The organism is Paenibacillus sp. FW507-14B1B, assembly GCF_058781425.1.
In genome coordinates this window covers 250,151-262,917 of the sequence record NZ_JBYSWS010000005.1, presented here as the reverse complement: position 1 = coordinate 262,917, position 12,767 = coordinate 250,151, and the positions used below count along the sequence as shown (strand labels likewise).

Below are 12,767 nucleotides of genomic sequence, written 5' to 3'. Positions count from 1 at the left end.
AGAAATCGCCCTTATTCGATGGTTGTGCTAATCACATCCATGCTGCTCTAAGGGCGATTTCTTTATTTGGATTAGACGAATGGGATTTGGCCTTACGATTATGATTCATTCATATTTGGCCATAATCTTAGATAACATGTCTTTCATACGGTGAATCAGTTCCGGCGGTTCTTCAACCGTTGCCTCTGTCCCCAGTCCAATGAAGAATTTCGCGAAGTATTGAATCTCTGTGCTCGGAATGTTGTGTTCAATTCTTCCTGTGCCATCTGGGCGCAATTGTATCTTAGGCACCGGGCGAAGTTCATTCTCACAGCGCTGTACACCTTCCCGTCCAAGCTCTACAACGAGGGGGATATACGAGGGTCTTTCCTTCGTTAATGACTCCCAATTGCCAAGGTCAATATGCCGATGATCCAGTGGTGTTATGCCGCTTGTGTCATATTCGGCGGACTGAATTCGGTCACAGCGGAACAGACGAAAGTCCTCTCTTATGAAGCAGTAAGCGGGACAGTACCAGAAGCCGTTGCTGGCATAAATGCCGACAGGCTGTATTTTACGCTCGGAATAACCTTGTTTGGATTCATACTGAATCGTAAGGATTCGCTGTTCTACGGCTGCTTCTAGCAGTATGGTTAAATAGAGCGCTTTTTGCTGACGGATAGGTATAGAGATATCTACACGATTCTTAATCTGATCGATCCGATCGCGAACATCGCCAGGCATATAATAGTAAAATTTGCTCAGGGCTGAAGAAGATTCCTCATCAAACGGCATGAATAGGTAGTGGCGCAGGGCATGACTGGCAAAAAACATCGCAACTGCCTCATCCTCGCTGAATGCGATCGGAGGGAGGATACGTTCATTTAGCACCTGATAGCCGCCATGCGGCCCGACTTCTGAATAGAGGGGAACCCCTAGCTCACTTAGTTCTTGTAGATCTCTTAGTATGGTTCTCGGGGATACCTCGAATTGGTTAGCAAGTTCCTTGACCGTAAACTTCCGCATTCGATTGACGGTCATCATCAGTTCCATAAGTCTTTTGGATTTAGACATGCCCGTTCACCCCTAGAATCAATTATTTTTCTTGCTCTTCACTTCGATTTTCATAATGATGACAATAGTTGTCACTATTATAGACTAGAATAAGGAATAAGCCCAGAAAAAGGGATAAAAAATTGAAAATAATGGAGTGAATGGTATGAGCGCTGTGAATGAAGTAAAGCATTTGTTGTTTGAGGAATTAGAGCATATTGTAAAAACTTCATCGAACCTAATCCGCAAAATATCTCCCGAACACTTTGAGTACAAGCCTGCGGAGAACATGAGGACACTAAAAGAACTTGTCCAGCATCTCGTCTCTGTACCGAGTGTAGATCTACTCATTCTTCAGGAGAAGAGTGAGCCGGACATCCGCGCGCTTGAAGGGGAAATCAACGCAGATACAGACCATGAAGCACTCGCCCGCTGGATGACATCTGGTATGGAAGATGTAAAGCGTTATATGGAGGAACTCCCAGAAGAGCAATTTTTACATAAGGCGACCAAGCCCTTTTATCTGGAATACGGTTCAGTTCAAGCCAAGTGGTTGATTGAAATCGTGACTCATGCTCAGCATCACCGAGCACAAATGTTCACGTACATAAAGATGCTGGGCTATGAAGTAAATATGTTTGATCTGTATTAGAGAGGTGTTGAATTTTGACGGGTTACTCTCGCATTGAACCGACAGGCGTAACTTTTGATTACCCAAATGTTGATTTAGACAGTAAATTAGTTACAGCAAGAGTGCTATTCCAAGATGAATTGATAATGGAAGTTGTTATTGATGTTAAGCATGACACAGTACAACAAAAGGGAAGTATTGAAGAAATAGCACATTTAACAACATACAATGGAATCAACAGAATGACAGAAGATATGTATATTAATAGTCTAAAGCGTACGGCTAAGTTCTTCGTAGATAATAAGATTTCAGACCCGAAGTCATATTATGATGAGTTAGAAAATCAATATTCCATAAATAAAACCATTTATAAATTAGCGAGTGTTGATAGATAATCTTGTACAAACAAAAATTAGGAGAGGTTGATCATTGATGGCTACGCATGAACAAATTTATCAAAATCAAACGGATACATATGAATTCATGGTGAGTAAACAACCCGATCTATCTGGGGTTATTAATGAGATACGTCCATTTAAGGATTTGAATATCCTTGATCTAGGGGCAGGGTCTGGTAGATTATCCAGTGTTCTTGCAAAAGATGCAATGTCACTGATATGCACAGATATTTCTTCTTCGATGCTGGAATTATTAGAAAATAAGTTAACAAAACAAGGAGTGTCTCAGAATTGGACTACTGTTGTGGCAGATCACAGAAGCCTCCCTATTGCCGATGAATCAATTGACTTGGTGGTTTCTGGTTGGAGTATAAGTTATATAACCAATACAGGGAATGAGAAATGGGATGAAAATCTGAAACTTGTTATGTCAGAACTTAATCGTGTTTTAAAGCCAAATGGTACGATAATCATTTTTGAGACTATGGGTACTGGGACGGAAACCCCAGATCCGCCTGAATTTTTAACGAAGTATTATAAGTCTCTTGAAGAGGATTATGGCTTCCATCACAAATGGATACGCATGGATTATAAATTTAAAAATGTAGAAGAAGCAAGAAAATGCACAGAGTTTTTCTTTGGAGAAGAGTTAGTAGAGAAGATTATTGAAAATCAATGGTCAACTATACCAGAATGTGCAGGGATTTGGTGGAAGGATTTATAAGGTGCTTTTTAAGACGGGCAGGATAGCGTGGTACTGGTAATGTTATCTGACCATTGTGTCGGGAGGATTTTGTTTGGTAGCATTAAACAGATGTAAATTTTACTAGGAGGGCATTGGATGGAAGTCGCCGTAGAACTTATTGAAAGCATGTTAGTTAAGTTCAGATCAGAGAAGAAATGGACTCTTCAAGCGATTGAACAGTTGTCTGAAGATGATATTACTTTTTCCCCGACACCAGAAAGTAATAGCATCGCTAACTTAGTTGCTCATATTAGAGGTGCGGTACACTCACGAATTGAAACCATTTTTCTAGATATTCCTGACTCAAGAGATAGAGATAAGGAATTTGAAAAAGGGCTAAAGATGTCTAAGGAACAAGCGATAACAAATACCAGAGTCTCTTTTGATATTCTTATACAATATCTTGAACATCTCAAGTCCAATCCTGAGTTACTCATGTCACAACCCTTTCTTAATCGGCCCCCCCTTACATACAGTCAAGTGAATAACGAGACGACTGCTTTGAATCTTATAATGGCAATGTTTAGAGAGGTTCATTTTCATACAGGACAAATTATATATGCTGCAAAAATAAGAAAAGGGCAGCTTGTTTGGAATTACGATTAAAAAAGCACATGGTGGATTACGTTTAACAACGGGACACAATAGTGAAACCATGAAATAGAGGCAGCTGGTCAAACGATCAGTTGCCTTTTTCATTGACCTAACGGGTTTAAAGACCCCCATAGTTTAACTAAACCTTCCCGACTACCGGTCATTAAACTTCCAGTTGTTTCAATGAATTTATCAGTTCAAAGTTTAGCCCTCACTCATCATCTACTTCTTATAAAACTTTCTTTATGATCTTTAACATATTGCTCAAAGGTGATGGGTTTATGAGTTAGGATTTTTTTTAGGTCATGAGTTATTTTTTTTGCGTTACCAAACTTGGTCATTGTGTACAGCATCGTCATCACATTTGCTGTCCTGACTATATTGATTATTACATGAATGAGTTCTTCCTATTACGCAATTATCGAGGAAAGGGCGTTGGAGAAGAAGCGGTGCGGCAGATTATTAATAAGATGCCAGGTCATTGGGAAGTGCAAACCAATCCTACTGAACGCAATGAACGTGCGAAACATTTCTGGCGCAGGACACTTAACGCATGCACGAACGGGAATTACTCCGAAGAACTTGGTTATCATTCTGAAGATGGAGAAAAGCTAGTTTTTCGATTTAGCACTGGTTCTAGTGAATAATTAGAGAGGGTTAATATCCTGTTCAGCTAATGTGTAGGATATTTCATCCTTGTTTACCTGCAAGGCGACAGCTATTATTAACATAATATTGATAAATTAGGGAGGGAGATAAGAATGTTCAATCTGGTCTTGAATCAATCCTATCATCATAAGAAGCGTTAACACATTCCTATAACTTGGGATGGGTTAACGCTTTTTGCGCTAACTATCCTGTAAGATACAACGCGCAGGACTAAGCCTCCAGCGCGTTTTTTTGATTAGGTAATTGAATTCCATTATCCGTAGGATGACGAGAGCATCCTAACCATGAATGAGAACCGAGGAGGGTATTCCATGATTGCAGATAAACTGAATTATGGTGATGAAATAAGAGTAATTGCACCTTCAAGAAGCCTAAGTATTATTTGGCAAGAGGTGTATGATAATGCTCTAGAATTTCTCACGAATCAGGGGTTTGAAATTTCGTTTTCAAAAAATTGTCGTGAGCTCGATGAATCTGATTCTTCGAGTATTGAATCTCGTATTGAAGACTTACATGACGCGTTTCTTGATAAAAATGTTAAAGCGATACTAACTTGTATCGGCGGATTTAATGTGAACCAGATTTTAGAATATATAGATTATTCATTAATACAAAGGAATCCCAAAATATTATGTGGTTTCTCTGATATTACTGCTTTGTTGAATTCGACTTATGCTAAGACAGGATTAATTACTTATCATGGACCACATTTCTCATCCTTTGGATTTAACAAAGAAATGGAGTACACCAATGCATACTTTGAAAAATGCCTTTTACAGAATGAAACTTATATAATTGAACCATCTAAACTGGCACACGAATACTTTGTAATCCAAGAAGGCTTCGCTCAGGGAGAAATTGTTGGAGGTAATCTTTGTACTTTAAATCTTTTGCAAGGAACAGAATTCATGCCAGACCTCAGGAATAAGATAGTATTCCTTGAGGATGACAACCTTGTAGGCGACTATTTCAGATATGAATTCGAAAGGAATCTCCAGTCACTCATTCAAACATCAGGTTTTGAAGGTGTAAAGGGTATTGTACTAGGGCGCTTTGAGGATTGTTGCAAAATGAACATAGACGTCATTAGAAGAATGGTTTCAACGAAAAGTCAGTTGAAGAACATTCCAATCATTTCGAATGTAGATTTCGGTCATGAGTTTCCGTTTGCCACTTTTCCTATTGGTGGAGTTGTAAACATTAAAGCCAATGCATCCAAAGTAACCTTGGAAGTGATAGAACATTGAGCTAGGTGGTTGTCGATGAATAATGCAATTCTGAATCTTGAAAATGAAATGAAATCTTTTAAGAAATGGGCAGATGGAGTATCTGTTACTTACGAATACTCTACATATTGGCAAGAGATAACGAGTGTGAAAATGTAATACAGACACTAATTGAACATCCAAGAGTATTAAAATGCCTAGCCCCTAAAGCCTTGATGAATGGAGATTATGAAGCACGATGGCAGGTAGCCTACGCTTTTGGAGAAATTGCTGATCCAGATAACAATTTAGATGAGCTTTTAAGAATGTTTTTACAAGACAAGCACGAATATGTTCGAAGGAGAGCTTCGTTGGCGCTAGAGAAAAGAATACTTATGGACTTATAAACGGTTTCCTATTTTCATCTGGATGGATATGATAGCGTACGGGGGATTAGCGGTTGTGATGAATCCGTTATATTGAGGAGTGATAATTTGAGGCAAGCAAGATTTGTTTTGTTCATGCTAGTAATAATCTCCTTAGTGTCGGCATGCAGCAGTGGCAACACAGTTAAGACCATAAGGTCCGAAACTCCCGTGAAAGCCCTTGAAAAAGTCCAAGTGAATAAATCTTCTAATCATGATATAAACACGAGTCCTGTTGAGGAATACGTTGAAAAGTTCTCTTATCTTAAACAGCTATCTTTAGAGAAACAGGAGGCTTTTACTCGCTTTAAATCGGATAGGAACTTGCAAGACCTTTACAACTTCACCCCTGAGGACATGGTGCTGGTTTATCTTTACTGTCTTTCAATAGGCGATCCAGACTTGATATATAAGATTACTTATAATGGCGGTCAACTTCCTGACCAAGATAAATTTCGGGAAGATTATTTCGAGAATACAATGAATGATGATTCCGAAACAGCATTACATTACAGATATTATGATTCTTTAAAAGTGGATGAGAGTACGGCTGAGGAGAATAAGGTAACTGTACTTATTACGATTAGTTTAGAAACAATGACCCATTCCATGGCTTTAGGTCTACAGAAAGAAGATCAAGTATGGAAATTGGATATCTACCACTAATGAATAGTAATAATGAAACTTATTTGATGTATGGGAGCATAAAGATTGCGAGTTACTCTTCTAAGAATATGAAGCCCCTCCCGAATTGATCGAGAGGGGCTTGCCTCTATTTAATCTGCTCCCCAAAATATACTCTTCCTCTTCTATACTTCTACCGCAAGGGAGCTGAGATTATTTCTTTCAAGCTGTCTTCCTGTTCCTGGTCCATGCCAGAGAAAACAGCGGTATAATAAATATCATCTTGCTTCCATAAATAAATAGGCCATTTTCTTTTTTTATCGGGCATTACATAGATATGTTTCTGGTCTTCATAAGCCGAAATTTCGACGCCATCTATCTCAAGCTTCCGTGTGAACGATAGCTTGGAGGCATCGAAAAGGGGTTCCTTACTCTGATAAAGCGATAAATAATTGCTTACACCATACATTGAGGAATCACGCGTTGGGCTGTATACTGTCCACAGCGTGTCCGTTACTTGTCTGAATCCATAGTCAGTATTCTGATCGTCAGCTTTAAGTAGAATGGAATAATCCAGATTAAGTTTAGACAGTTTAGTTGGGATTCTTACCTTTAGGCCAAGAATATTCTTGGCTGCAAGCAGATCCTTTTCATCATAAAGAACATATGAATTTCCATCTCCATCGTAGCGGATATGCTGCACTTGCTGTGGAAGTACAAAGGATTGGATCATTTTGGTGAGATCTTCTTGGGATAAATGAGCGTTGAAATAATTGATTGCGTACCATACACTGTCATCCTGCCAGTAAAAGCTTTTGCTTGTTTCTGGTTTTTTCTTTAGGGTTTTCTTATCCGTGAATAGAGTACCTTCGGTATTGCCAATCATTACGGCTTTCTGTTGGTATTTCGGGGTCTCTTTAGCATTGTGGTAGGGATAGTTAGCCCCCCATAGTTGATTGTGCTCCAATAAATTACCCTGGCCCTTGGAAGCGATCATTTCTATTCTTTGTTCATGATCCGTGCCAAAATTAGCTACAAAACTAATGGATGCTACATCAATAAGATCAGTCCGGTCGGCATTGGAGAAATTTATAGAATAAGTTATATTCTCAAGCTGATAACCTTCAGGAAGATAGTCAGGTACTTTAAAGTCATACTTCGGAAAATCGAGTGCCCGATCAAGGCTACTAAACAAGCTAAATGTATTATCGTACACAGGGGACAACTGCCGATTAGGGCTGGCAGCTTGGTCAGTTGTGTCCAGCTCGGCACTCTTTCCGTCATCGGATGCCATGTTGAGAAAGATGGCACCCAAGGCAACAATCAAGAGAACTGCAGCGGCAGTTAGCTTGTACGAACTTTTCTTAAACGTATGGATCATCATGGTTCTCCGTTTCACTTCATATTTGTTGTCTCTATACTCACCATTATACAAACAAACGCAACCATTTATAAACATAATCGTATCATATTGTAAATTAAATGCGTTGAGGTGAAATATGAAAACCTTTGATTATTTAAGGAGAGCCTATTATAGGCTTAGTTATTATTATCAGAAATTTCAATTTATTGTGATGTCTTGTGTCGTTGCTGGAATCGTTGATTATTTCTTCATTTATGAGATTTTCGTTTCATTATCAGCATTCGTTCCTATGTTTATGTTAGAATTTGCTCCAATCCTAATTATCATTTTATCTATTATTATAATTCGAGGAATTGTTAAGTTAGTAAAGAAGATGAGAGAAAACAAACACTTACTATTTTTATTCTAACAAGAAAGTTTCGTATAACAACCATTAACAAAGAGGGAGGCGGTGTGGAATGGAATTTAGTTTTGGGAACGCTGCTATTGTTCTACCGCCTTTACATATTACGATCATCGCAATTATTATCATTTTCTTATTAGTAAGGTGGAGCAAGCAATTAGAAACGAGACGTTTTACCGTTTTTATTTACTTTTTGATCAGTACATCGATTATGCCCGTTTTTTCCTACGGTACAATGGAAGGTGTCTTTCAGCTATTTATTCCCATAGGATTTATGGCGGTTTTCCCTTATTTGTATCGCAGCGAAAGATATCATTCTTCTAAAATGAAAGCGAGTGTTTTAGGATTTTTTATAGCCTTGTATCAGCTGTTTCTTCAATATTTCGGGTAGTTTGATATGTCACGAGATACTGCAGTAAGGTTACGATTAATAATGGAAGGAAGGATGCTAACATGGGAATGCGTGGATATTATGTAGCGATGAATGACAATCTGGTGAAGCAGATTGAAGCAGGAGAAGTTTCACTTAAGAGTCTAACCATAGGCGATTATCCGGGACTGAACATTGATCGTACCTGGGAGGCGATTCACTATTTGCTTTGTGGAATGATCTCTGATGGAGAGCCTCCTCTTGGCCTTGTGGTTCCACTAAAGTCAGACAAAGGCATCGATTTTGGCTCGTTTGGAGCATTCATTTTAACTGCCGAGCAAGTTGCAGAAGCATCTCAAGCTATGTCTGAGCTAGATGAGGCGCAGCTACGCTCGCGGTATGATTTCCCTGCCATGGTCAGGGAGGAAGTATATCCTCTTGATCCGGATACAGTTTCAGACGAGGATGCGGATGCATTCTTCTCCTATATGCTGGAGTACTTTCATGAAATAAGACGTTTCTACAGCCAAGCTGTAGCACAGAGCCAAGGTCTCATCTTTTATATTGCTTAGGAGGAAGCCGATATGGGTGAAAGACGTTGGGGCATTGTGAAATGGTATAAAGCCTAGACGATTCCCAGCGTAGAACAGCTAAGAATGTACAGATTCTGGAGGACTAACAGTACCGTGACGCTGAGGAGGAAGATTAACGTTGTTCATGATACTGCGAGTAATATTTTCTACAGTCACCATAGCAGTAGGGCTTTATGGGCTTATAACGGATAATTTTGAGTATCAACCCGTTATGATGCTATCTATGGGTTTAACTATATTTGTGATGGGATTAGATGAATTTAAGCAAAATAACAAGCACAAAGGCTGGTTCTTGATGATCTTCTTTGCATTCATACTATTCGTATCTATCCAAAGTTTTATATTGTAGTTAAGCATCTTAGCTAATGGAATACATATAGCACCCAGTAGTCTGTAATATACAAAGGATGCCGGAGATTCATTCCGGCATCCTTTGTATCGTTAAACTACTCTATCCACATGAAATTCAGACTTTACCGAAGGGAAGGAGAGGGTGACCTCGGTCCCTCTACCTTGCTCACTTCGTAGGCTTAATCCATAGGGATCGCCGTATTTCACATGAATTCGGTGATGGACATTTGCGACACCAATATGTTCTTTCAGTACCTTGTCTTTATCTCCAGAATCCAGCATGTTGTGCAGCTCCTCCAGACGAGCGGGGGCTATGCCACTGCCGTTATCCGATATGGTGACCGTGAGTACACCTTGGTCGTCCTGCTGTACATGAATGCTCACGATTCCGCCTGTCGCTAACGTCTCAAGTCCATGCGTCAGCGCATTTTCAACAACGGGTTGAATGATCATCTTCGGAATACGAAGCTGCATAAGTTCTTCCGGACAATGTTGTTTATACGTAAACCGATCAGAGAACCTTAACTGATGAATTCGGATGTAGGCCTCGACAATGTGCAGCTCGTCGCCAAGACTCACCTCGTCTCCTCCCTTGATGCTGTATCTAAGCATTCGGCTTAAAGCCCCAGCCATTTCATAGGTTTCCTTACTCCCCTGCGCAATGGCGATTCCCTTGATGGTATCCAGCGTGTTGCTTAGAAAATGAGGGTTAATCTGACTCTGTAGAAATGCGTATTGCAGACGCTGCTTCTCAAGCTCTGATTGATACAGCTCTGTATCCGATTGTATCAATTGATTCGTTAAATTATTGATCCGCTGGAGCATGGTATTGAACTCACTTGAGATCATCTCAATCTCCGCGTAGCCTTCCAATCGGACCTTGGATTGCAGGATATTAAGATTTCCGATTTTCAATTGCTTCATGAAAGTCATGAGCTTGGAAAGCGGTTTTAATATGTTCATCATTAAGATGCTGTATGGGATGGAGATGAGTAGCAACATAATAAAGACTAAGGCAAAGCTTTTCGTTTTTAAAGGCTGGAGTCCTTTCATTAAGATACTGATCGGTGTTGCCGTTACAATCTTTCCCTCAATCTCGGGTAGCACATGGGACTGAAGAATATATCGTTTTCCTGCGCTTGTCTTAATAACGGACTGATCTTGGTCTTTCTCAATGTGTAGACTGTTAATCTGCTCAATAAGATCCTTATCCTGACTGCTGTTCGAGAACACGAGATGATTATTCTCAAATAGATAGAAGTTCGTCCCAGCTAGTCTTGGGTATTTCTCGATCTCCTTATTAATGGAATGCGAATCCAGACTAATCATCATATAGCCGGCATTCTCTCCGTATGTAGCTTTATTGCCCAGTGAAAAAATATTCATGCTGAATAGGAACTTATCCCGATCGTTGTAATGACTAGCGGTTCGAAAGCCCGCATAATGAACGGCCCCACCTTGCTCAGGTCTGCTCGCTAGATTATAGATATCAGGGATACTTCCCTTTAATGATATGAGCTTTCCTGCATTGTTTACGATGGAGATGTCCAATATATCAGGATTCGTATTCTTAAAAACATCCATGAGACTATCTATTTTCTTGGATATTTCATAGATTTTCAGATTGTCGCTTTCCGCAAGGAAATTCTGAACGGTTGCGTCATAACCAAGGTTCACCATGAGCTTGGATACCTCTGCGTAGTTCGAAGAGACGCGCTCCTTCATAATCTCTATAAGCTCTTTGTTATATTGAGTATTCTGATCAATGATCAACTCGCTCATCTGTTTATATACATTCCATACAATAATAGGCACCATGGCGATGACGATGAGCCCGATAATCATCACTTGGATGCGGATCGATAGTTTTTTGAACCACTTCATTTCGTATGCTCTCGGTACTGGGTAGGGGTCTGCCCTTGGATTCGCTTGAAGATTCTTGTGAAATAGAAGTAATCATGGATGCCACATTTCTCACCGATTTGCTTAATGGGCAGATCCGTCTCCGTCAGTAGTTTGCAAGCGTATTGAATCCGAAGTCGAGATATATATTCGATAAAATTATCTCCCACTTCTTTTTTGAATAAATGACATAGATAATTGGGGCTCAGATAAAATTTCTCCGATAAAGATTGGATCGAAATTTCGGTTGTGAAGTGATCATGGATAAACTCTAATATCTTCTTGATCGTTTTATGGGAAACCTCTGTCACCATAGAGGGAGGTTCCTCGGACAGGTATTCTAGTGTATGCTCTACCAAATAGTCGATCATTCTGTCAGCGTCTCCATAGTGATAGGAGAGCTGTTCATAACCCTCGAATACTTTGGCAGAACTCGTTGCACCCTCTCGGTAGAATAAAGTCATGAGTGCGGTGAATATCAGATAGGCATCTTTGATGCTAAATTGTCCGTTATGAAATTGACTTCTAGCTGTGTTCATACAAGTCATAAACTGAATTCTGTCTTTCTTGACCAAAGATTCCGAGAGATTACGCAGCATTTCTTCAATCAGCGGATTCAGATGCGGGGGAGCATGGAATACGCCAGATTTGCCCGTTGTGAACATTCCGTAAGATGCAAGTGAGGCAGCCTCAAGGGATGAGCTAAGCTCAGTAAGGTCAGAGAGGGGATAGCCTATTCCGATACTATGTACTGATGCATCATAGCGAGATAATATATCCGCTATAAAAGCCTTCGATGCATCCTCATATACTAAGCAGCCTAATCGCCTAGAGCTCATCTGAAAACTTAAATGCTGTATCTCCCCAGAAATCACAGGCAATTTACTGCTTTGAATGACAATAGGTTGCAAGTTCACTTGACCATTCGGTTCCATTCCATGTGTCCGCAGAATCTTTCTGACCATCTCCGTTTCGTTAGCACAGATGGATTCGTACAACTCTGGGGAAGAACTTGGGTGGATAGTTGAACGCTTGCGGTCTGCTAATGTGGATGACAGTTTCTTCAGCGTGCTGTGGATTTCTTCGATCTCAAACGGCTTGAGACAATAACCAAACGTACCATAGTTTAACGCTTTTTGAGCATATGCGAATTCAGCGTGTGCGCTGAGAACAACAAATAACGTATCTGGAGACATCTCCCGTCCCATCTTAATTAATTCAAGTCCATTCATCAGGGGCATCTTAATATCGGTCAAGACGACATCTGGATGAAGCTCTTGGATCAGTCTTAAGGCCTCTTGCCCATTCTCCGCACTGCCGACAACCTCAAAACCGAATCGCTCCCAATCTACTCCTACTTTAATGCCCTCTACGATCCATTTCTCGTCATCAACCACTATAGCTTTGTACATATGGACCTCCTATGTCGCACTGAAAGCGTATTCACTTTATATCGAAAGGA

The 12,767-nt window shown here is 40.1% G+C and carries 15 protein-coding genes; 11 read left to right on the top strand and 4 right to left on the bottom strand.

What is annotated here, in order from left to right; genetic code table 11:
- Nucleotides 1-105 precede the first annotated feature (105 nt).
- Complete coding sequence (locus AC3WJJ_RS22365) at nucleotides 106-1,053, bottom strand: helix-turn-helix transcriptional regulator (protein WP_492543904.1); 948 nt, start codon at nucleotides 1,051-1,053, stop codon at nucleotides 106-108.
- A 145-nt stretch (nucleotides 1,054-1,198) separates the two neighbouring features.
- Here AC3WJJ_RS22365 and AC3WJJ_RS22360 point away from each other — a divergent pair, with 145 nt between their 5' ends.
- From AC3WJJ_RS22360 to AC3WJJ_RS22325, 8 genes are all read left to right on the top strand, one after another.
- Nucleotides 1,199-1,684 (top strand): DinB family protein, encoded by a 486-nt coding sequence (locus AC3WJJ_RS22360; protein ID WP_492543902.1) that lies wholly within the window; start codon nucleotides 1,199-1,201, stop codon nucleotides 1,682-1,684.
- Nucleotides 1,685-1,698: 14 nt separating this feature from the next.
- Entirely contained in the window at nucleotides 1,699-2,058 is a 360-nt protein-coding gene (locus tag AC3WJJ_RS22355) for a hypothetical protein (RefSeq protein ID WP_492543900.1), read from the top strand.
- Nucleotides 2,059-2,095: 37 nt separating this feature from the next.
- Nucleotides 2,096-2,785: a methyltransferase domain-containing protein gene (locus tag AC3WJJ_RS22350; protein WP_492543898.1), complete on the top strand. Its 690-nt coding sequence runs from the start codon at nucleotides 2,096-2,098 to the stop codon at nucleotides 2,783-2,785.
- Between the two features lie 117 nt (nucleotides 2,786-2,902).
- On the top strand, nucleotides 2,903-3,412 hold the full coding sequence (locus AC3WJJ_RS22345; protein ID WP_492543896.1) for a DUF1572 family protein: 510 nt from the start codon (nucleotides 2,903-2,905) through the stop codon (nucleotides 3,410-3,412).
- Between the two features lie 293 nt (nucleotides 3,413-3,705).
- The gene (locus AC3WJJ_RS22340) at nucleotides 3,706-4,047 is read left to right on the top strand and encodes a GNAT family N-acetyltransferase (protein ID WP_492543894.1); all 342 of its coding nucleotides are present in this window, start codon (nucleotides 3,706-3,708) and stop codon (nucleotides 4,045-4,047) included.
- Nucleotides 4,048-4,380: 333 nt separating this feature from the next.
- On the top strand, nucleotides 4,381-5,316 hold the full coding sequence (locus tag AC3WJJ_RS22335; RefSeq protein ID WP_492543892.1) for a S66 peptidase family protein: 936 nt from the start codon (nucleotides 4,381-4,383) through the stop codon (nucleotides 5,314-5,316).
- A 107-nt stretch (nucleotides 5,317-5,423) separates the two neighbouring features.
- Complete coding sequence (locus AC3WJJ_RS22330) at nucleotides 5,424-5,681, top strand: HEAT repeat domain-containing protein (protein WP_492543890.1); 258 nt, start codon at nucleotides 5,424-5,426, stop codon at nucleotides 5,679-5,681.
- Nucleotides 5,682-5,795: 114 nt separating this feature from the next.
- On the top strand, nucleotides 5,796-6,365 hold the full coding sequence (locus tag AC3WJJ_RS22325) for a hypothetical protein (protein WP_492543888.1): 570 nt from the start codon (nucleotides 5,796-5,798) through the stop codon (nucleotides 6,363-6,365).
- 151 nt (nucleotides 6,366-6,516) lie between these two features.
- On the opposite strand, the gene AC3WJJ_RS22320 is transcribed toward AC3WJJ_RS22325, so the two are convergent.
- A complete protein-coding gene (locus AC3WJJ_RS22320; protein ID WP_492543886.1) occupies nucleotides 6,517-7,704 on the bottom strand; it encodes a peptidase M56 in 1,188 nt (395 codons plus the stop codon).
- Nucleotides 7,705-8,144: 440 nt separating this feature from the next.
- Here AC3WJJ_RS22320 and AC3WJJ_RS22315 point away from each other — a divergent pair, with 440 nt between their 5' ends.
- The 3 genes from AC3WJJ_RS22315 (at nucleotide 8,145) to AC3WJJ_RS22305 (ending at nucleotide 9,401) form a co-directional block, all read left to right on the top strand.
- Nucleotides 8,145-8,480 (top strand): hypothetical protein, encoded by a 336-nt coding sequence (locus AC3WJJ_RS22315; protein WP_492543884.1) that lies wholly within the window; start codon nucleotides 8,145-8,147, stop codon nucleotides 8,478-8,480.
- Between the two features lie 62 nt (nucleotides 8,481-8,542).
- Nucleotides 8,543-9,031, top strand: coding sequence for a YfbM family protein (locus AC3WJJ_RS22310; RefSeq protein ID WP_492543882.1), 489 nt, complete (start codon nucleotides 8,543-8,545; stop codon nucleotides 9,029-9,031).
- Between the two features lie 145 nt (nucleotides 9,032-9,176).
- On the top strand, nucleotides 9,177-9,401 hold the full coding sequence (locus tag AC3WJJ_RS22305) for a DUF3953 domain-containing protein (RefSeq protein ID WP_492544058.1): 225 nt from the start codon (nucleotides 9,177-9,179) through the stop codon (nucleotides 9,399-9,401).
- Between the two features lie 92 nt (nucleotides 9,402-9,493).
- Here AC3WJJ_RS22305 and AC3WJJ_RS22300 read toward each other — a convergent pair whose 3' ends face one another.
- Complete coding sequence (locus tag AC3WJJ_RS22300) at nucleotides 9,494-11,287, bottom strand: cache domain-containing sensor histidine kinase (RefSeq protein WP_492543880.1); 1,794 nt, start codon at nucleotides 11,285-11,287, stop codon at nucleotides 9,494-9,496.
- Nucleotides 11,284-12,717 (bottom strand): response regulator transcription factor, encoded by a 1,434-nt coding sequence (locus AC3WJJ_RS22295; RefSeq protein WP_492543878.1) that lies wholly within the window; start codon nucleotides 12,715-12,717, stop codon nucleotides 11,284-11,286. The genes AC3WJJ_RS22300 and AC3WJJ_RS22295 overlap by 4 nt, the downstream gene beginning before the upstream one ends.
- Nucleotides 12,718-12,767: the final 50 nt, after the last annotated feature.